The sequence below is a fragment of the Streptomyces sp. NPDC094034 genome (assembly GCF_040303865.1).
Lineage (GTDB): Bacteria > Actinomycetota > Actinomycetes > Streptomycetales > Streptomycetaceae > Streptomyces.
Genome location: NZ_JBEOUD010000004.1, coordinates 196446 through 216141, shown reverse-complemented (window position 1 = coordinate 216141; position 19696 = coordinate 196446). Strand labels below are relative to the sequence as shown.

The window sequence follows — 19696 nt, the reverse complement described above, 5'->3', positions numbered from 1 at the left end:
GCGTCCCGCGCTCACCCTGGGTCACTGCTCCGCGCACGCTGAGGTGGCCTTAGTCGCACACCCTCTGCGCAGGTACGATGCCTCTCGGTGCGGTCAATTCCCGTCCGCGACAAGGTGGTTCGGCACGCTGCCGGCGGGCGCCCGCCCGGCGGGACATTCCGGGGGCACGGTTTGTGGGGGACCTGATGGACATCGGCGCGCAGGGCACGCAGGCCCCGGCCGACCTCGCCTGGGTGCGCGGTGTGGACGCCTACACGATGGGGGCCTACCCCCAGGCCGAGGAGGAGTTCAGGGCCGCCGTGCGGCTCGATCCCGGAATGGCCGACGGCTGGCTCGGTCTGCACGCGCTGCGCGTCGACACCACCACCGCCCTGCTGCGGATGTACCGCCACCGCGACCGCTTCGGCGAGCAGCGCTCCCGCCACCGCCGCACGCTCAACTCCTGGTACTGGCTCGGCTGGTGGGTGCAGCCCGTGCTGGAGAGCGGGCGCGATCTGCTGCTCGCCCACGCCTCGCACTGGCTGGACGGCCGCCATGTGCCGGAGCTCGACCGGGCACTCGCGGGTCTGCCGCCGGTGGACGCCGATCCGCAGGTGCGCTTCCTGCACGCCTGCCGCGCCTATCTGGTCAAGGACTGGGACCAGCTGGTGCGCCACACCGAACCGCTCGTCCATGACCCGCTGCTGGGGATCGAGGCGGGCCTCTTCGGCGGGATGGCGCGGGTGCGGCTGGAGATGTACGGCCAGGCGGAGCCGCTGCTGGCCACCGCGCTGATGCGCTGCCGCAGCGAGCAGCCACAGCGCAAGGAGCTGCGGTACTGGCTGGCCCGCGCCCACGAGGGCACCGGACGCAGCGCCGCCGCGCTGCCGCTCTACCGGGCCGTGCACCGGCTCGATCCGGCGTTCATGGACACGGCGGCCCGGCTCGCCGCGATCACCGACTCCGACGGGTACGAAGGGCCGGACGATCCGGTGGGAATCGCCTCGGTCGCGCGGGCGGGTCTCGGCCAGGACACCGCGGACACGACGGGCGCGGCGGAATCCGGGGGCGAGTCGGAAGGCTCGCCCGGCGCCGACGTACGGCTCGGCAACGAGGCGGCGCCCCAGCGGGGCGGTGTCGCCCCGCCCCGGGCACCCGAAGGCGTACGGGAGAAGGTCCCGCCGCCCGCGCCACCCGCCCCGCCGCGCTTCCCGGACGGGCCGACCGATCCGGCGCTGCTCGCCGAGGCCCTGGCCGAACTGGAGCGGATGGTCGGTCTGGAGCCGGTGAAACGGCAGGTCAAGGCGGCGACGGCGCAACTGCACATGGCGCGGCTGCGGGCCGGCCAGGGGCTGCCGGTCCAGCCGCCGAAACGTCACTTTGTCTTCTCGGGCCCCTCCGGCACCGGCAAGACCACCGTCGCCCGGATTCTCGGACGGATCTTCTACGCCCTGGGGCTGCTCGGCGGGGACCATCTGGTCGAGGCCCAGCGGGCCGATCTGGTGGGCGAGTTCCTGGGCCAGACCGCCGTGAAGGCGAATGAGCTGATCGACTCGGCGATCGGCGGGGTGCTCTTCGTGGACGAGGCGTACAGCCTCTCCAACTCGGGCTACAGCAAGGGCGACGCGTACGGCGACGAGGCCCTCCAGGTGCTGCTGAAGCGCGCCGAGGACAACCGGGACCATCTCGTGGTCATCCTGGCCGGCTATCCGGAGGGCATGGACCGGCTGCTCGCCACCAACCCCGGCCTCTCCTCGCGTTTCACCAGCCGGGTCGACTTCCCGAGCTACCGGCCGCTGGAGCTGACCGCCATCGGCGGCGTACTGGCCGCGGAGAACGGCGATGTCTGGGACGAGGAGGCCGCGGACGAGCTGCGCTCGATCAGCGGGCATGTGGTCGACCAGGGATGGATCGACGAGCTGGGCAACGGCCGCTTCGTGCGGACGCTCTACGAGAAGAGCTGCGCGTACCGCGATCTGCGGCTCTCCGGCTACAGCGGCACGCCGACCCGCGACGATCTGGCCACGCTGCGGCTGCCCGATCTGATGCAGGCGTACGGCGAGGTGCTGTCGGGCCGCGGCCCGGCGAACCGCGGCCCCCGGGACATTCCCCCCGCTGTGTAGAGGCTCGGTTCGCCGGGCGCGGCCCGGACTGTCCCGTCAGCGCGCCAGGACCTGGTCCGCCTGGTCCGTGCGCTGCTCACCCACCAGGGCCGCCTTGGGCGTCGTCGCCGTCGCGCGGTGGGACGGGTCGCGCACCTCGCCGACCAGCATTTCCAGTACGTCCTCCAGAGCCACCAGACCGAGCACCCGGCCGGACGCGTCCGCGACCTGGGCCAGATGCGTGGCCGCGCGGCGCATCACGGTGAGCGCGTCGTCCAGTGGGAGTTCCGCCCGCAGCGTCGCCATCGGCCGCCAGACATGCTGCGGCACGGCGCGTTCGCCCGCTTCCAGATCGAGGACGTCCTTGACATGCAGATAGCCCATGAAGGCGCCGCCGCCCTCCGCGCAGACCGGGAAGCGGGAGTAGCCGGTGCGTACCGTCAGCTCCTCGATCTCGCGCGGGGTGACCGCGGGGGTCACCGTCACCAGGGAAGCGCGGGTCAGCAGCACATCCGTGACCGGGCGGCTGCCCAGTTCCAGGGCGTCCTCCAGCCGTTCCTGGGCCTCCGGTTCGAGCAGCCCCGCCTGGCCCGAGTCCTCGACGAGGCGGTTCAGCTGCTCGCTGGTGAAGACCGCCTCCACCTCGTCCTTGGGCTCGACGTGGAAGGCCCACAGCACCAGCCGGGCGCAGGCGCCCAGTCCCGCGGTCACCGGGCGGCACAGCCGGGCGAAGCCGACCAGGCCGGGGCTGAACCAGAGCGCGGTCTTCTCCGGGGCCGCCATCGCGAGGTTCTTCGGGACCATCTCCCCGATGACCAGATGCAGGAAGACGACCAGCGCGAGGGCTATGACATAGCCCAGAGGATGGATCAGCCCCTCGGGCATATGGGCGGCGTGGAAGACGGGCTCCAGCAGATGCGCCACCGTGGGCTCGGCGACCGCGCCGAGCGTCAGGGAGCAGATGGTGATGCCGAACTGCGCGGCGGCCATCATCTGGGGCAGATTCTCCAGACCGTGCAGCACCTGTCTGGCCCGCGCGGAGCCGCGCGCGGCGTGCGGTTCGATCTGGCTGCGGCGTACGGAGACGAGGGCGAACTCGGCACCGACGAAGAATCCGTTGGCCAGGACGAGCAGCAGGGCGAAGACGAGTTGCAGGGCGCTCATCGGGGGCCCTCCGCCATCGCCGGGACGCAGGTGCGCTGATCGGCCGGGGCTTCCGACGGAAGCACGGCCGTACGGACCAGCCGGACGCGTTCGGCACGGTAGCGGTCCACCTGGCGTACGGAGAGCCGCCAGCCCGGCAGTTCCGCCCGGTCGCCGGGGGCCGGGATCCGGCCCAGCAGATCGGCGACAAGGCCCGCGAGGGTTTCGTACGGTCCCTCGGGTACGTCGAGTCCGATGCGCCGCAGGGTGAGGACCCGGGCGCTGCCGTCGGCGTCCCAGGCCGGGCGGCCGTCCTCGGGCGGGACGGGGGCCAGTTCGGGCCGTCCGTCGCCCTCGGCGTCGTGCTCGTCGCGTACCTCGCCGACCAGCTCCTCGATGATGTCCTCCAGGGTGACGACGCCGGCCGTACCGCCGTACTCGTCGACCACGATGGCTATCGGCTGCTCGCTGCGCAGCCGCTCAAGGAGCTGCTGCACGGGCAGGGTCTCGGGGACCAGCAGGGCCGGTACGGCGATCCGTCCGACCGGGGTGCGCAGCCGTCGCTCCACCGGCACCGCGAGCGCGTCCTTGAGATGCACCACGCCCACGATCTCGTCGATGCGCTCCCGGTAGACGGGGAAGCGGGACAGACCGGTGGCGCGGGTGAGGTTGAGGACGTCCGCGGCGGTCGCGTCGGACTGGAGTGCGCTCACCTTCACCCGGGGGGTCATCACATGCTGCGCGGTGAGCCGGCCGAGCGAGAGGGTTCGTACGAACAGATCGGCGGTGTCCTGTTCGAGCGCGCCCGCGCGGGCGGAGTGGCGGGCCAGGGAGACCAGTTCGCCGGGGGTGCGGGCCGAGGCGAGTTCCTCGGTCGGTTCCACGCCGAGCAGCCGGACGAGCCGGTTGGCGACGGTGTTGAGGAGGGTGATCACCGGCCGGAGCACGGTGGCGAACAGATGCTGGGGGCCCGCCACGAACCGCGCGACCTGGAGCGGCCGGGAGACCGCCCAGTTCTTCGGCACGAGTTCGCCGATCACCATCTGCACGGCCGAGGCGAGCAGCATGCCGATCACCACCGCGATCCCGGAGACGGCCCCTTCGGGCAGTCCGGTCGCGGAGAGCGGGGCGTCCAGCAGCTGGGCCAGCGCGGGCTCGGCGAGCATGCCGACCACCAGCGAGGTGATGGTGATGCCCAGCTGGGTGCCCGAGAGCTGGAAGGACAGTTCCCGCAGGGACTTGACGACCGTACGGGCGCGGCGGTCACCCGCGGCGGCGGCGCGTTCAGCGTCGGGACGGTCCACGGTGACGAGGCCGAACTCGGCGGCCACGAAGAATCCGTTGGCGAGGATCAGAAGGAATGCCGCGGTGAGCAGCAGAAGGGGGATGGTCATGCCGCCGCCTCTTCGAAGGGGGCGGCGCAGGTACTACCGGACGATCCGTCCATTGCTGGAGGGAGTCACTCCTCGGGTCGCAGGTGCCCCGCGGGCCGGACACGGCCGTCGGATGCGGAGCGGGGCGCACTCGGCGCCTCCGGCACCAGAGTAATCAAGACAGCGGCCGGGAGGGCAGTGCCGTACGCCCATGGATGGAGCGCCGTACGGTCAGTCCTGGCCCGCCGCGGTGGAGCGGGAGTCGGCGAGCGCGCGCAGGGCGCGGGCGTCACGGATGGCGTGTGCCCTGGCGATTCCCGGCTGGATGGCCAGAACTGGCAGGCTGCTGCCGTCGCTCAGATCGAGGAAGACCCAGGGGTCGCCGGGCCGCAGATTGACACGCAGGATCTCGGCCCACTCCAGTCGGCGGCGGCGCGTGATATTGACGACAGTCACTCCTGTGTCGTCGGCCACGAGCTTGGGGCGGCTGAGCAGCGCCAGCACCCCGAGGAACAGCAGGGCCGTGAAGATGAAGCTCATCCGCTCCCCCGCGCTCAGCTGGTCGAGTGCCAGGCCGATGGCCGTGATGACGGCGAACATGGCCACGCCGACGGTCAGCAGGACGGCCCTGGTTCGGGTCGGCCGGAAGGTGACCGGCAGGACAGGCGGGCCGGGCTGGCCGGGCTGGCCGGACGGACCGGGCTGGGGCGCGGGGGCGGTCATACGTTCTCGGACTTCCGGGAGTGGGTGCGGGGGAGGCCGTACGACGGCGCGGGATCAGAGTCAGAGGCGGCAGGCGTGGATGGCCGTGGTGAGGATGGCGCGGGCGCCCAGCTCGTACAGATCGTCCATGATCCGCTGCGCCTCCCGGGACGGGACCATCGCGCGGACGGCGACCCAGCCCTCGTTGTGCAGCGGGGAGACGGTCGGCGACTCCAGACCCGGGGTGAGCGCGACGGCGCGCTCCAGGTGTTCGGCGCGGCAGTCGTAGTCCATCATCACGTAGGTACGGGCCACGAGGACGCCCTGGAGCCTGCGCAGGAACTGCTGGACCTTGGGCTCCTCGCCGTCGGCGCCGCTGCGGCGGATGACGACCGCCTCCGAGGTCATGATCGGTTCGCCGACCACCTCCAGGCCCGCGTTGCGCAGCGAGGTGCCGGTCTCCACCACATCGGCGATGACCTGGGCGACGCCCAGCTCGATGGCGGTCTCGACCGCGCCGTCCAGGTGGACGACGGAGGCGTCGACACCGCTGTCCGCGAGGTGCTTGGCGACGATGCCCTCGTACGAGGTGGCGACGGTCATGCCGCCGAAGTCCGCGACGCCGGCCGCGGTGCCGGGCTTGGTGGCGTAGCGGAAGGTGGAGCGCGCGAAGCCGAGCGGAAGGATCTCCTCCGCGTTGGCCCCGGAGTCCAGCAGCAGATCCCGGCCCGTGATGCCGATGTCGAGCCGGCCGGAGCTCACATAGATCGCGATGTCGCGCGGACGGAGGTAGAAGAACTCCACCTCGTTGTCCGGGTCGACCAGGACGAGTTCCTTGGACTCCTTGCGCTGCTGGTAGCCGGCCTCATGGAGCATCGCCGACGCAGGTCCTGAGAGTGAACCCTTGTTGGGAATGGCGATGCGCAGCATGAGGTCGGATTCCTTTGTGCGAAGGGGCGGTTGTACGGAACAAGGCGAAACAGGCTGATACAGGACGAAAACGGGATGTCCTGTATCAGCGGCGGGCGTATCAGAGATGGGCGTACACGTCGTCGAGGGAGATTCCGCGCGCGACCATCATCACCTGGACGTGGTAGAGGAGCTGGGAGATCTCCTCGGCGGCGGCTTCCTTGCCCTCGTACTCGGCGGCCATCCATACTTCGGCCGCCTCTTCGACGACCTTCTTGCCGATGGCATGGACGCCCTTGCCCACCAGCTCGGCGGTGCGGGAGGTGGCGGGGTCGCCCTCGGCGGCCTTCTGCTGGAGCTCGGTGAAAAGCTCCTCGAACGTCTTCTTGGACATGGTGAGGGTCACTTTACGCGGCCGGAGGTGACTCCCTGGCGCCAGGGTTCGGCGATCGTGCGCAGGGTGGTCGCGGTGGCGACGGCGGCGGTGACCGCCTCGTGCCCCTTGTCCTCGTGGGAGCCTTCGAGCCCGGCCCGGTCGAGCGCCTGCTCCTCGGTGTCGCAGGTGAGCACGCCGAAGCCGATCGGGACGCCCGTATCGACGGAGACCTGGGTGAGGCCCTGCGTCACACCCTGGCACACATACTCGAAGTGCGGGGTGCCGCCCCTGATGACGACGCCGAGGGCGACGACCGCGTCATAGCCGCGGCCGGCCAGCACCTTGGCGACGACCGGAAGCTCGAAGCTGCCCGGCACCCGGAGCAGGGTCGGCTCGTCGATGCCGAGGTCCCGCAGGGCCCGCAGGGCGCCGTCCACGAGGCCGTCCATGACCTGCTCGTGCCACTGCGCCGCGATCACGGCGACCCGGAGGTCCCCGCAGTTCTTCACACTCAGTTCGGGTGCGCCCTTGCCGCTCACGTCTCTCCTCGAAGTTGTTCGCCGTTGATCTTCTGGGGTGGTCTGGTCACTGGTTGTCGCACGTGGACGCGGTGGCCGCGTCCAGCCAGGGCAGGTCGTGCCCCATCCGGTCGCGCTTGGTCCGCAGATAGCGGAGGTTGTGCTCCCCCGCCTGGACGGGCATCGGCTCACGTCCGGTGACCCGCAGCCCGTACCGGACGAGCGCCGTCGTCTTGTCGGGGTTGTTGGTCATCAGCCGCAGCCCCCGGACCCCGAGGTCGTCGAGGATCCGCGCGCCCGCCGCGTAGTCGCGGGCGTCGGCGGGCAGGCCGAGTTCGAGATTGGCGTCCAGCGTGTCGTGGCCGCGTTCCTGGAGCTCGTACGCGCGCAGCTTGGACAGCAGCCCGATGCCCCGGCCCTCGTGGCCGCGCAGATAGACGACGACTCCACGGCCCTCCTCGGTGATCCGCTCCATGGACGCCTGGAGCTGGGGGCCGCAGTCGCAGCGCAGCGAGCCGAAGATGTCGCCGGTGAGGCATTCGGAGTGGACTCGGACGAGCAGGTCCTCGCCGTCACCGATGTCCCCGTGGACGAGGGCGACATGCTCGACGCCGTCGACCGTGGAGCGGTAGCCGTACGCGGTGAACTCACCGTGGGCGGTGGGGAGGCGTACTTCCGCCTCGCGGCGGACCCTGGGCTCCGAGGTGCGGCGGTAGGCGATCAGATCCTCGATGGAGATGATCGTGAGGCCGTGCTTGCGGGCGAACGGGATCAGCTCGGGCAGCCGCAGCATCACCCCGTCCTCGCCCGCGATCTCCACGATCGCGCCGGCCGGGCGCAGACCGGCGAGGCGCGCCAGATCGACGGCGGCCTCGGTGTGACCGTTGCGTACGAGCACACCGCCGGTCTTGGCGCGCAGCGGGAAGACATGGCCCGGCCTGACGAAGTCGCCGGCCTCCGCGTCACCGCCGGCGAGCAGTTGGAGGGTGGTGGCCCGGTCGGCGGCGGAGATGCCGGTGGTGACGCCATGGGCGGCCGACGCGTCGACGGAGACGGTGAAGGCCGTACGCATCGATTCGGTGTTGTGGCCGACCATCTGCGGGAGTTCAAGCCGGTCCAGCTCCGCGCCCTCCATGGGGGCGCAGATCAGTCCGCGGCACTCGCTCATCATGAAGGCGACGATCTCGGGGGTGGCCATCTCGGCCGCGATGACGAGATCGCCCTCGTTCTCGCGGTCCTCGTCGTCGACCACCACGACCGGACGGCCGGCGGCGATCTCGCGTACGGCCTGCTCCACGGGGTCGAGCGAGAGGTCCTCGACATTGTCGGTGGAGTACCAGGTGGGCTGGGCCGGCAGTGTGGTCATGCCGCTGCTCCTTCCAGAGCCGGGGTGTTCGCGCGCGAACGGAGCCACCAGTCGCGCATCCCCCAGAGGACGAGGGCGAGATAGATGACGTACACGAGGCCGGAGAAGGCGAGTCCGCTGCTGAAGGCGAGCGGTACGCCCACGATGTCCACGAGCAGCCAGGCGAACCAGAACTCGACGAGACCGCGGGCCTGGGCGACCATCGCGGCGAGCGTGCCGACGAAGATGTACGCGTCGGGCCAGGGGTTCCAGGACAGGTCGGGGACGGCGACGAAGAGACCGCCGACGGCCAGGGTGCCCAGCGCCGTACCGCCGAGCAGCACCCAGCGCTCGCGCCAGGTGGCGAACCGTATGGCGATCGAGCCGTCCTGCGCCTGCCGCCTGCCGTGCTGCCACTGGCGCCAGCCCCACAACGCCACGCCGATGACCAGCAGTTGCTTGCCGACACCGCCGCTGAGGTGGGCGGAGGCATACGCGCCGACGAGGATGACGCCGGACAGGACCTGGGCGGGCCAGGTCCAGATCGAGCGCCGCCAGCCGAGCGCGAGGGCGGCCAGTCCGATGGTGTTGCCGATCATGTCGGACCACAGGATGTGCTGATCGAAGGCCGTGAAGGCCTCGCCGTTCAGCCAGGACAGGGTGTTCACCGATCCAACTCCTCGGGCTGCTCGGTCTGCTGGGTCTGCTGGGCTCGCTCGATCCGCTCCGTCGGCTGGGCCGTGTGGGTCGGCTCGGTCGGCTGGGCCGTGTCGGTCGTCCCGCCTCCGGCGCCGAGCAGCCGCTCGACGTATTTCGCGAGGACGTCGACTTCGAGGTTGACCGGGTCGCCGGGGCCCTTGATGCCGAGCGTGGTCAGGGCGAGGGTGGTGGGGATGAGGCTGATGGTGAAGTAGTCGGGCCCCGCGTCGACGACCGTGAGGCTGACACCGTCGACCGTGATCGAACCCTTCTCGACGACATAGCGGGACAGGGCCGCGGGGAGCGAGATCCTCACCAGCTCCCAGTGCTCGGACGGGGTGCGTTCGACGACGGTGCCGGTACCGTCCACATGGCCCTGGACGATATGTCCGCCGAGCCGGCCGCCGACGGCCACCGGCCGCTCCAGATTGACCCGGGAGCCGGTCGCCAGCGCGCCGAGGCTGGAGCGCTTCAGTGTCTCGGCCATCACATCGGCGGTGAACTCGCCGTCCTCGAAGTCCACGACCGTGAGACAGACACCGTTGACGGCGATCGAGTCCCCGTGCTTGGCGTTCTCGGTGACGGCGGGTCCGCGCAGACGGAAGCGGGAGGAGTCACCGAGGTTCTCGATGGCGGTGACCTCACCCAGCTCTTCGACGATTCCGGTGAACACTCAACGCTCCTTCGTGGTGGGGACATTCATGGGGACATCCGTGGGGACGTTCATGGCGGGCGCGGACGCCTGTACGGGCGCGGGCGCCGGTCCGGGCTCGGGTGCCGGTCCTGGCTCGGGGATCGCGGTGATCCGCAGGTCGGGGCCGATCCGTACGGTCTGCGTCATCCGCAGTCGCAACGCCTCGCCGATCGTGCTGATTCCGGCGTCCCCGAGAGCCGTACGGCCGGCGCCGAGCAGGACGGGGGCGAGATAGCCGACGACCTTGTCGACGGCCCCCGCGGCGACGAAGGAACCGGCCAGGGCCGGGCCGCCTTCGAGGAGTACGGAGCGGACGCCACGCTCGTACAACGCGGTCAGCAGGGCGGGGATGTCCAGACCTCGGCCGGCCCGGGGCAGCCGTACGACCTCGGGCAGTTCCCCCGCGTCGGCGTCCTCGGCGATCGCGATCAGGGTGGGAGCCGCGCCGTCGAGCACCCTGGCGCCCGGCTTCACGGCGGTGGCCTCGGTGTCGACGACGACCCGCAGCGGCTGGACGGCGCCCTCGATGCCGCGTACGGCGAGATGGGGATCGTCGGCGCGCGCGGTGCCCGAGCCGACCACAACCGCGTCCGACTCGGCGCGCAGCCGGTGGACATCGGCGCGTGCCTCGGCGGAGGTGATCCAGCGGCTGGTGGAGTCGGCGGCCGCGATCCGGCCGTCGAGCGTGGCCGCGTACTTCCATACGACGTAGGGGCGGCCACGGCGTACGGAAGTGAGCCAGGCGGTGTTGCCCGCCTCGGCCTCCTCACCGAGGAGCCCGTGGGTGACGGTGAGCCCGGCCGCGCGCAGGGTGTCGGCGCCGCCCGCCGCCTGGGGGTTCGGGTCGGCGACGGCGTAACTGACCCGGGCGACACCGGCGTCGATCAGCGCCTGGGCGCAGGGGCCGGTACGGCCGGTGTGGGCGCAGGGTTCGAGAGTGACGAAGGCGGCGCCGCCGCGGGCCCGTTCACCGGCCGCGCGCAGGGCGTGGATCTCGGCGTGCGGGCCGCCCGCGCGCCGGTGGAAGCCCTCGCCGACAAGATGTCCCGACGCGTCGAGGATCACGCATCCGACGACCGGATTGGGGCTGGTGGAGCCGAGTCCACGAGCGGCGAGCGCGATGGCGCGGCGCATGGCGTCGGTGTCGTCGACGACGTCGCTCACACCTATGACATCGGTATCGCCCGCGACGTCGGTATCACCCACGACGTCGGATTCCGTTGCCACCGGGTCCTCCTGCCTCTTCGGGCACGGACTCCGGGGCCTGTCGATGACGACAGAGAAGCGGGAACGCACAGGGGAACGCCGAGGCCGAAGATCCGGCTCGTCCGAGGACGAACCGCCGACGGCGGCGTACCTGTGAGGGCCCGCCGCGCACTGCCTCCCATCCGGACTTTCACCGTCGGTCCAGGAATCTCACCTGGTCAACCGGCCGCTGGCTGCGGACGGGTCGCGGACTATAACCGCCGGTTCGGAATTGCACCGACCCCGGAGTGCGCTGCTTCTGGTACCCGACCAGTGTGCCACGGCCGCTCGCGGGGCAACCGGGCGAGGGTTGTGGGCTGACTCACAGGACCGGCGCCCGGGACTCGTCGTGCGGGGCGAACAGCTCGTCCTGCGCCGCTTCCCGCGCCGTCAGCAGGGCTCCGCGCAGGACGGCCGCTCCGCCGAGCGCCCCGGCCCTGACCTCCGTACGCAGCGGGGACATCGTGGCCAGCCGGTCCTCGACCCGGGCCGCCAGTACCTCGCCGCCCGCGTGGCCCGCCTCCCCGGCCAGCACGATCCGGCCGGGGTCGAGTACGGCGCTGACCGCCGCCGCGCCGAGGGCGAGCCGCTCGGCGAGCTCATCGAGAAACGCCGCCGCGGCCCCGCCCTCGTGTGCCGGGACGCCCTCGCCCGCTCCCGCCGCTCCCGCCGCACCCGCCGAGGCGCCCCCGACGGCTCTCACCGCGGCGCGCACCAGGGCGGCGGAGGGAGGTTCCTGTGGCGCGGGGACGGCCGAGATGCCGTAGCGCCCGGCGAGTTCGGCGACGCCCGCCGACCCCGCCAGGGCGTGGAAACCGCCGTCGGAGGTGACCGCCGAGGGCAGTCGCGACGTACCGGGCACGGGCAGGAAGCCGATCTCGCCCGCTCCCCCGGAAGCACCCCTGCGGAGCCTGCCGTCGAGCACGACGGCCGCGCCCACCCCGTGGCCGAGCCAGAGCAGGACGAAGGTGTCCTGGTCTCGGGCCGCGCCGAGGCGCTGTTCCGCGAGCGCGGCGAGATTCGTCTCGTTCTCGACCAGGACCCTGGCGGGCAGCCGTTCGTGGAGCACGGCGACGAGCCTGCGGTGCCAGGCGGGCAGCCCGCTGGAGTCGCGGAGTTCGCCGGTGACCGGGTCGACCAGACCCGGGGCGCCGATGCCCACGCTGTGCAGGGGTACGGTGCCCGCCTTCCCCGCCGTACGTTCCAGCAGGACCACGGCCCGTTCGACGGCGGCTTCCGTGGCGGTGTCGCTGCCGATGGGCAGGACCGCCTCGGCGAGGGTCTTGCCGAGCAGATCCGCGACCACCACAGAGACGCTGTCGGTCCGTACATCGAGGGCCGCGAGATGGGCGCGGTCCGCGACGATCCCGTACAGCCGCGCGTTCGGGCCGCGACGCCGGTCGCCCGTCTCGCCGACCACCTCGACCAGCCCGGAGTCCTGAAGCCGCTCGACCAGATCGGCGACGGTGGGCCGGGAGAGCCCGGTCAGCGTCTTCAACTGTCCCGCCGTCAACGGGCCTTCCCGCTGAAGCAGTCGCAGGGCGAGCCGGTCGTTGATGGCTCTGGCGGTGCTCGGGGACGCGGCCATGCCGGAATCCTTCCAGATCGCCGGGGCCGACCGTGCGCACCCGGCTCATGAGGGCCTATTTATCAGGCAGGGTTCCTGATAATTTACTCCGGCACCGACGAAGGTGCGTCACCGGGTGGTCGGAGTACGGGCACCTCTCAGGGGAGGAACAGGACGCCGATGTCGGCTGAAGTGGTCCACGACAGGCAGAGGTTGCGGCGGGCGAGGTTCGCCATCGCCGCTGTCTTCTGCGTACACGGAGCCGTCACCGGCAGCTTCGCCACCCGTATCCCCTGGATCCAGGATCACGCCGGGATCAGCGCGGGACAGCTCGGGCTCGCGCTCGCCTTCCCCGCGATCGGCGCGTCCGTCGCGATGCCGCTGGCGAGCGGGATCAGCCACCGCTTCGGGGCGCGCAACGCGCTGCGCGTCCTCCTCGCCCTGTGGACACTCGCGCTGATCCTGCCGTCACTGGCCCCGAATCTCGCCATCCTGTGCGCGGCCCTGTTCGCGTACGGCGCCGCCTCGGGCCTCTCCGACGTGGTGATGAACGCCCTCGGGCTGGAGGTCGAGAACCGGCTCGACAAGTCGATCATGTCGAGTCTGCACGGCATGTGGAGCACCGGTGCGCTGATCGGCTCCGCCGCCGGCACCCTCGCGGCCCATCTGGGCAGTGATGCCCGGTTGCACCATCTGCTCGCCGCCACCGTGCTCACGGTGCTCGGTCTGGTGGTCTGCCAGGGCGTACTCGATCTGCGCAGCGCACCCGAGGAGGACCCGCCGCCGCGGTTCGCGCTGCCGCCGAAGTCCGCGCTGCTGATCGGCGCGATCGGGTTCTGCGCGGTCTTCGCGGAGGGCGCGAGCCTCGACTGGTCGGCGGTCTACCTCCGGGACGTGCTGGACACCTCACCGGGTGCCGCGGCGGCGTCGACCACGGCCTTCGCGCTCACCATGGCGGTGGCGCGGCTCGCGGGCGACCGGGTGATCGACCGGTTCGGCGCGGTACGGACCGTACGGACGGGCGGCGCACTGGCCGTGGTGGGCGGCCTCCTGGTGGTCACCGCGCCGCAACCGGTGGTCGCCATGGGCGGGTTCGCGTTCCTCGGGCTCGGCGTGGCCGTGGTCGTCCCGCTCGCCTTCGCGGCGGCGGGCCGCGCGGGGCCGAATCCGAGCCAGGCCATCGCGGGTGTCGCCACCATCACGTACACCTCGGGGCTGATCGCCCCTTCGGCGATCGGCGCGGTCGCGGACGCGACATCGCTCGTGGTGTCGTTCGGGCTGGTGACGCTGCTGGCCTGCGGGCTGATGGTGGGGGCGGGGGTGCTCCGCACGGGCGACCGCCGCACCGTGGCGACCGCCGCCGAGCCCACCACCAAACCCGCGGCGGCCCCGACACCCGAGGGATGAGTCCCGGGTGACTTCCCCGCTCAGCCCGCGATCGAGTCCAGTTGTTCCGCGGCGGGCCGCAGCGCCCAGAGATCACCCCCCGGCGGCGTCTCCAGGCGCGGGAGCGCGGCGCGCGCGGCGCGGTCCCCCGCGTCGGCGGCCGCGTGGACGATGTCGCTCGCGGCGAAGCGCTTGAACTCCAGCTCGGGGTGTGGCCAGAGGGCCGCGCCGGTCGCGGCCGGCAGCAGATAGCCGACCGCCTTGAACAGGCTCTGCCCCTGCGGCCCCTCATAGGCCCAGAGGTTCACGCCGACCTGTTCACCGATCGCGGCCAGGCGCGTGTAGGCGACGAGGTCGAAGGTCGAGTAGTGCCAACTGCGGGTCCGCGTCAGCTCCTGGGGCTGGCTGCCGTCGGCCGCGATCTGGGGGTCCATTCGCTTCGAGCGGGCGTCGAGGACGATCTTCCGCGCGAGGCTCCGGTCGTCCGTGGCGAGCGCGAGTCCGGCCACCTGCATGTCCATGAACGTGCCGTGGTTGTTCTTGGCCGCCGACTCCTCCTTCCCGAAGGGCGAGTTGACCAGCCAGTCCAGGAACTCGTCGTTCCAGGCGCGCATCCCCGCGCGATCTTCGCGGGTCCAGCCCGGCGCCCCGCTGTCGAGGATCGCGAGGGCGTCGAGGACGCTGGTGTACTGCTGTGAGAAGTCGATGATGCCGATGGCGCGGCCGTCGTACTTGCAGGGGATGAACTGCCCGTGGTTGAGGTTCGGGTTCATCCGGGTGGCGGGGTCGACGAACCAGGTGCGCAGAATCCGCGCCGCGTGCTCCGCGTACCGCTTCTCGCCGGTGTAGTACCAGGCCAGGCTGAGCGTGGTGGTGGAGTTGAAGACCTTGCCGATGTCGGGGCGGTCGGTGCCCGTGTCGACCTCGGGGTTCCGTTCGCCGTCGCGCTGGACGTACGGACAGCCCCACGGGTTGGCCTCGGTCTTCGGTTGCGACGGCCACCAGTACGGGGCCTGGCTGAGGTAGTCGTGCGGGTCACCGCTGGGGGCGGGCTTCGGCTTGTCGGTGACGGTCCAGGGCCCCTTGTCGAGCCAGGAATCGGCTTGCGCGGTAAGGGACTTGACCGTCGCGCGGAGGGCGGGGTCGCCGCGGTCGAGAGCCATGCGGGCCTGGCGCATCCGGTTGCCGTCGATCACCACGGTCCGCGGAGCCACGGGACGGGTGTGGTGGTGGCCGGAGGGCCGGTCCGTGACGGAGGACGCGGCGGAGGACGCTGCCGGGACGAGTACGGCGGCGACAGTGGCCATGACGGCGATCAGAACGACCGGACGCCATCGGGTGGTTCCGCTCACTGGGCACTCCTTTCATGTACGTGAACGTTATTCATGAACGAGGCCGTGCGAGCGTAGAGGCGGCCAGGATCGCTGACAATGGCGTGCGCACGATTCACGAATGAGAACAACGGTCACCAAGAAACAAGCCGCCCCGCACCGGCGCACCGATCCGATCCGATCCGGCCAAGATGCCCCGGGGCGGTTCGCCCCCCGGGGGGCCTCCACGCGCTCACCGCGCACGATCTCCCCGGGCGCCCGGGCCATCGGCCGGATACCGTGGGCGATACGGGACATCCCGTCGCCGGGCGTCCGGCAGCGCGCCGGGCGCCGACTCGCCGGCGGCCGGATCCGTACCACGCGGAACTCCAAAGGTTGAGCGCTAAACAAAATTGTGCCTACGGTGCTTCTCCCACCGTCCGTACGAAGGAGTGCGCATATGCCGGTCGCCCTCGGTCTCGGCCTTCCGCAGATGAAGCAGTACGACATCGGCCGCGATGTGGCCACCGTGGCGCGGGCCGCGGAGGAGGCCGGATACGAGAGTCTCTGGGTCTTCGAACGCGTGCTCGTCCCCGAGCCCGCCACCCAAGGGCTCTACGGCGTACCGGGGCAGCCCTGGCCCGACTTCTACCGGGGCGTCGCCGACCCGCTGATCACCCTCGCGCTGGCCGCCGCCGCCACCGAACGGGCCCGGCTCGGCACGAGCGTCCTGGTCGCGCCCTTGCACGTACCGTTCCAGCTGGCCCGTTCGCTCGCCTCGCTCGATGTCGCGAGCGGCGGGCGGGTGATCGCCGGCCTCGGCACAGGCTGGTCGCTCGACGAGTACGCCGCCGCCTCCATCGCCCCGTTCGAGAAGCGCGGCGCGGTCCTGGACGAGGTGCTCGACGTCTGCGCGGCCGTCTGGGGCCCGGACCCGGTCTCGTACGAGGGCGAGCTGACCACCATCGCACCGTCAGTGGTCGGCCCGAAGCCGGTCCGCCCCATCCCGGTCTATCTGCCCGCGCAGAGCCCGCGCGCCACACGGCGCCTGGTGGACCGTGCGGACGGCTGGGTGCCCGTGGCCATGGGTGCGGCGCAGCTGACCGAGCAGTGGCGGCAGGTGCGGGAGCTGGCCGGCGAGCGCGGCCGCGAGCGTCCACTCGACGCCTGCGCACGGGCCAACGCGACCTACAGCCCCAAGCCGTTCGAGGGCGAGGGCCGACGGCCGTTCCAGGGCAGTGTGGCGCAGATCGTCGAGGACCTGGCGGCGCACGCCGAGTCGGGGGTACCGGCGATCATGCTGGACCTCCAGACCACGACGCGTGACGCGGCGGAGCTGGCCGACGTGGCCGCCGAGGTGTACGCGGAGGCACGTGCGGCGGGCATCTGACATAGACCGCGACGGGGCCCGTTCCCCTTCCTCCGGGAGCGGACCCTGTCCCTCCCGGAGCGGACCGGAGCGGACCGGGTCGCCCGGTCGCCAAGTCGCCGGTCGCCCGGTCGCCCCGTCGCCGTCAGTCCTCGGGCAGTTCGACCGGCGCCAGCTCGTCGTACAGATCTCCGGGCCCCGGGTTCGTCGCGTCCGTGGCACCCCCGAAGTGGGTCATCACGCCCCACACCGCGTTGAGCGCGGTCTGTACGGCACCCTCCGCCCACCCAGCGGTCCACGAGATGTCGTCGCCCGCCAGGAAGATCCCCCGCTTGTCGGCGGGCAGCCGGTCCTGCATGAAGTGCGTGAACAGCCGGCGCTGATAGCGGTAGTGCCCCGGCAGATTGGCCTTGAACGCGCCCATGAAATACGGCTCGTTCTCCCAGGAGACGGTCACGGGGCTGCCGATCAGATGCTTGCGGATGTCCACCTTGGGATAGATCTCGCGCAGCGAGTTCAGCATGACCTCCATCCGCTCCTCGGCGGAGAGCGGCAGCCACTTGAGACTGTCGTCGCACCACGTGTACGAGAGACAGATGACGGCGGGCCGGTCGGGGCCGTTGTCCAGCAGATACGTGCCCCGGGTCATCCGGTCGGTGAGCGTCATCGACATCGTGTCACGCCCGGTCGGCACGCCCCGATCGTCCACGGCCGGGTCGAGCCAGAACGGCCGGTCGACCGGCACGAACAGCTTGGACGACTCCATGTAGTGGGTGCGCTCCATCGCCGTCCAGTGGTCGATCGGGAAGAGCGAGTCGTCACAGGCGATCTTGGAGAGCAGCAGCCACGACTGCGCGGTGAAGATCGCGGCGCGGTAGGTACGGATCCGGCCGGAGGCGTCCGTGACGGTGATCCGGTTGCCCGAGGTGCGGTGCAGTCGGGTCACGGCCGGCAGGGGCGACCCGCCGTGCAGGGACGACAGCGAGGTACCGGCCGGCCAGTACGTGATCTTCCGGGGCTCGTCCTCCCACAGCCGCAGCGGGAGCTGCTGACTGCCGCCGACAATGGAACGGTGGTGGTCGTCGGCCTCGGTGTAGACGACCCGCAGGATCTCCAGGATGGAGTTGGGGAAGTCGGTGTCCCAGCCGCCGGTGCCGAAGCCGACCTGGCCGAAGATCTCCCGGTGCCGGAAGGACTTGAAGGCCGGGGAGTCGCAGAGGAACCCGTAGAAGGTCTGGTTGTCGAGCTTCTCGACCAGCCGCGCCCAGATCTCCCGGATCCGCGGCACATCGCGCTCGCGCAGGGCGCGGTTCATGTCGGAGAAGTCCGCGCCCTCCTCCAGACAGGTGGTCCAGGCGTCCATCACCTCGCGGTAGACCGGTGGCAGATCGTCCACCGTCTTCGCGTAGTGGGACTCGCCCTTGAGATCGACGACTGTCGACGGGGTGCCGGGGGCCAGCGGGTTGGGGAACGCCCGGGTCTCCAGACCCACCAGATCGATGTAGTGCCGCAGCGCGGTGGAGGAGGGAGGGAAGCGCATCGCGCCCATCTCGGCGGTCAGTTCCGGCTCACAGCCCTCGAAGCCGACCGTACGCAGCCGCCCACCAATCTGGTCGGCCTCGTACACGACGGGCTTCAGGCCCATCTTCATCAGCTCGTACGCGGCGACGACGCCGGAGAGCCCGCCACCGATGACGGCGACCTCGGCGCCGTGCTCGGTCGCGGGTATCTGGCCGAGCCCGGCGGGGTGCGCGAGATAGTCGTCGTACGCGTAGGGGAAGTCCGGTCCGAACATGGTGATCGGCGGCTGGGCACCGACGGGCTGCGCGTCGGCGTGCTGGACGGCGGTGGGCACCATGGACGTCATGGGGTACGGACTCCTTGCGGGTACGGCGTAGGGCGGGTACGGCGCTTGCGGCGGGTAGGGGTACGGGCGCGATCGGCTCGGCGCGGGCCGACTCAGGCGTGCTCGGCTCCGTGCGGGTCGGCTCCGTGCGGGTCGGCTCCGTGCGGGTCGGCTCCGTGCGGGTCGGCTCCGTGCGGGTCGGCTCGCACGAGTGCGGTGTAGAGCCCGGGTGCGCGGTCCCTCAGATACGGATTGGCCGCGCGGGAGGCGCGCAGCAGCTCGCCGTCGACCTCTCCGAACACCAGCTCCTCGCCCCGCCCCGCGCGCGCCCTGGCAGCCCCCTCGGGGCCCGCGAGACAGCTCAGCCCGACAAACTCGAACTCGCCCTCATGGCCGGTCCTGTTCACATACGCCACATACATCTGGTTCTCGAAGGCCCGGACCGGCACGACGGACTCGGCGACGAAGTGGAACGGGTGCATCTGAGCGGTGGGCACCAGCAGCAGATCGGTACCGGCCAGGGCGTGCGACCGCACGTTCTCGGGGAACTCGACGTCGTAACAGATCATGATCCCGATCCGCAGCCCGGCCAGCTCGGCCTGGACCACGGGCAGCTCCCCCGGGGTGAACCACTCACGCTCGAAGCCGCCGAAGAGATGCGTCTTGCGGTAGTTGGCGAGCCGTGTGCCGTCGGGCCCGATGAGCTGCGCGGTGTTGAAGATCCGCTCGCCGTCGCGCTCGGGGTAGCCGTACAGCACCGCGAGTCCATGGCGTACGGCGATCCCGGCCACGGCCGCGGCCCCAGGACCGTCCACGGGCTCGGCCAGTTGGGGCACCCGGTCGCCGATGGCGTAGCCGGTCAGGAACATCTCGGGACAGACCAGCAGCCCGGCGCCCGCGTCGGCGGCACGGGCGGCGGCCTCGTCGAGCGCCAGCAGATTCCCGGCCACCGAACCGGGTCGGCCGGAGCTCTGGAGCAGGGCGGTACGCAGCGGCGGCATGGCTGACCTCGGGCGGTGCGAAAGGGGGCGTGGGCGACGGCACCGACGCTACGGTCCGGCCACCGCGGCCGACAAGACGCGACCGTTGCGCGCCGACCACCGATCCATTGCGTGCTCGGCGGCTCCCTCGGC

Annotated in this window: 17 protein-coding genes and 1 riboswitch; of the genes, 3 read left to right on the top strand and 14 right to left on the bottom strand. The window is 71.3% G+C overall.

Features of this window, described 5'->3' with window-relative positions:
- The first annotated feature begins 185 nt into the window (after window positions 1-185).
- Entirely contained in the window at window positions 186-2102 is a 1917-nt protein-coding gene (locus tag ABTZ59_RS06470; RefSeq protein ID WP_351391581.1) for an AAA family ATPase, read from the top strand.
- A 36-nt stretch (window positions 2103-2138) separates the two neighbouring features.
- Here ABTZ59_RS06470 and ABTZ59_RS06465 read toward each other — a convergent pair whose 3' ends face one another.
- The 11 genes from ABTZ59_RS06465 to ABTZ59_RS06415 all read right to left on the bottom strand — a co-directional run bounded on the left by ABTZ59_RS06465 (window position 2139) and on the right by ABTZ59_RS06415 (window position 12673).
- Complete coding sequence (locus tag ABTZ59_RS06465; protein WP_351391578.1) at window positions 2139-3245, bottom strand: hemolysin family protein; 1107 nt, start codon at window positions 3243-3245, stop codon at window positions 2139-2141.
- On the bottom strand, window positions 3242-4618 hold the full coding sequence (locus tag ABTZ59_RS06460) for a hemolysin family protein (RefSeq protein WP_351391575.1): 1377 nt from the start codon (window positions 4616-4618) through the stop codon (window positions 3242-3244). Before ABTZ59_RS06460 ends, ABTZ59_RS06465 begins: the two co-directional genes overlap by 4 nt.
- 210 nt (window positions 4619-4828) lie before the next feature.
- A complete protein-coding gene (locus ABTZ59_RS06455) occupies window positions 4829-5320 on the bottom strand; it encodes a PH domain-containing protein (RefSeq protein ID WP_351391573.1) in 492 nt (163 codons plus the stop codon).
- A gap of 60 nt (window positions 5321-5380) precedes the next feature.
- Window positions 5381-6229 carry an ATP phosphoribosyltransferase gene (hisG, locus tag ABTZ59_RS06450; protein ID WP_351391570.1) on the bottom strand — a complete coding sequence of 283 codons (849 nt, stop codon included), beginning with the start codon at window positions 6227-6229 and terminating at the stop codon, window positions 5381-5383.
- Window positions 6230-6329: 100 nt separating this feature from the next.
- Window positions 6330-6602 carry a phosphoribosyl-ATP diphosphatase gene (locus tag ABTZ59_RS06445; RefSeq protein ID WP_030355539.1) on the bottom strand — a complete coding sequence of 91 codons (273 nt, stop codon included), beginning with the start codon at window positions 6600-6602 and terminating at the stop codon, window positions 6330-6332.
- A gap of 8 nt (window positions 6603-6610) precedes the next feature.
- Window positions 6611-7123, bottom strand: a complete 513-nt coding sequence (gene ribH / locus ABTZ59_RS06440) for a 6,7-dimethyl-8-ribityllumazine synthase (protein ID WP_249950992.1) — start codon at window positions 7121-7123, stop codon at window positions 6611-6613.
- A gap of 46 nt (window positions 7124-7169) precedes the next feature.
- Window positions 7170-8459, bottom strand: a complete 1290-nt coding sequence (locus ABTZ59_RS06435) for a bifunctional 3,4-dihydroxy-2-butanone-4-phosphate synthase/GTP cyclohydrolase II (protein WP_503002225.1) — start codon at window positions 8457-8459, stop codon at window positions 7170-7172.
- A 5-nt stretch (window positions 8460-8464) separates the two neighbouring features.
- On the bottom strand, window positions 8465-9046 hold the full coding sequence (locus ABTZ59_RS06430; protein ID WP_382822079.1) for a nicotinamide mononucleotide transporter family protein: 582 nt from the start codon (window positions 9044-9046) through the stop codon (window positions 8465-8467).
- Between the two features lie 65 nt (window positions 9047-9111).
- Complete coding sequence (locus tag ABTZ59_RS06425; RefSeq protein WP_351391560.1) at window positions 9112-9819, bottom strand: riboflavin synthase; 708 nt, start codon at window positions 9817-9819, stop codon at window positions 9112-9114.
- On the bottom strand, window positions 9820-10974 hold the full coding sequence (gene ribD / locus ABTZ59_RS06420; RefSeq protein WP_351391736.1) for a bifunctional diaminohydroxyphosphoribosylaminopyrimidine deaminase/5-amino-6-(5-phosphoribosylamino)uracil reductase RibD: 1155 nt from the start codon (window positions 10972-10974) through the stop codon (window positions 9820-9822).
- Between the two features lie 236 nt (window positions 10975-11210).
- A riboswitch (FMN riboswitch) is annotated at window positions 11211-11341 on the bottom strand.
- Between the two features lie 66 nt (window positions 11342-11407).
- Window positions 11408-12673, bottom strand: a complete 1266-nt coding sequence (locus ABTZ59_RS06415) for an ROK family transcriptional regulator (protein WP_351391557.1) — start codon at window positions 12671-12673, stop codon at window positions 11408-11410.
- Window positions 12674-12832: 159 nt separating this feature from the next.
- On the opposite strand from ABTZ59_RS06415, the gene ABTZ59_RS06410 reads away from it, so the two are divergent.
- Window positions 12833-14059, top strand: coding sequence for an MFS transporter (locus ABTZ59_RS06410; protein ID WP_351391554.1), 1227 nt, complete (start codon window positions 12833-12835; stop codon window positions 14057-14059).
- A gap of 20 nt (window positions 14060-14079) precedes the next feature.
- Here ABTZ59_RS06410 and ABTZ59_RS06405 read toward each other — a convergent pair whose 3' ends face one another.
- Window positions 14080-15345 carry an alginate lyase family protein gene (locus ABTZ59_RS06405; protein ID WP_351391733.1) on the bottom strand — a complete coding sequence of 422 codons (1266 nt, stop codon included), beginning with the start codon at window positions 15343-15345 and terminating at the stop codon, window positions 14080-14082.
- 463 nt (window positions 15346-15808) lie between these two features.
- Between ABTZ59_RS06405 and ABTZ59_RS06400 the strand changes: the two genes are divergently transcribed.
- Window positions 15809-16738: a TIGR03619 family F420-dependent LLM class oxidoreductase gene (locus ABTZ59_RS06400; RefSeq protein ID WP_351391551.1), complete on the top strand. Its 930-nt coding sequence runs from the start codon at window positions 15809-15811 to the stop codon at window positions 16736-16738.
- A 124-nt stretch (window positions 16739-16862) separates the two neighbouring features.
- Here the strand turns inward: ABTZ59_RS06400 and ABTZ59_RS06395 are convergent, their stop codons facing one another.
- Window positions 16863-18584, bottom strand: a complete 1722-nt coding sequence (locus tag ABTZ59_RS06395) for a flavin monoamine oxidase family protein (RefSeq protein ID WP_351391549.1) — start codon at window positions 18582-18584, stop codon at window positions 16863-16865.
- A 92-nt stretch (window positions 18585-18676) separates the two neighbouring features.
- Window positions 18677-19564 carry a carbon-nitrogen hydrolase family protein gene (locus ABTZ59_RS06390; protein WP_351391546.1) on the bottom strand — a complete coding sequence of 296 codons (888 nt, stop codon included), beginning with the start codon at window positions 19562-19564 and terminating at the stop codon, window positions 18677-18679.
- Window positions 19565-19696: the final 132 nt, after the last annotated feature.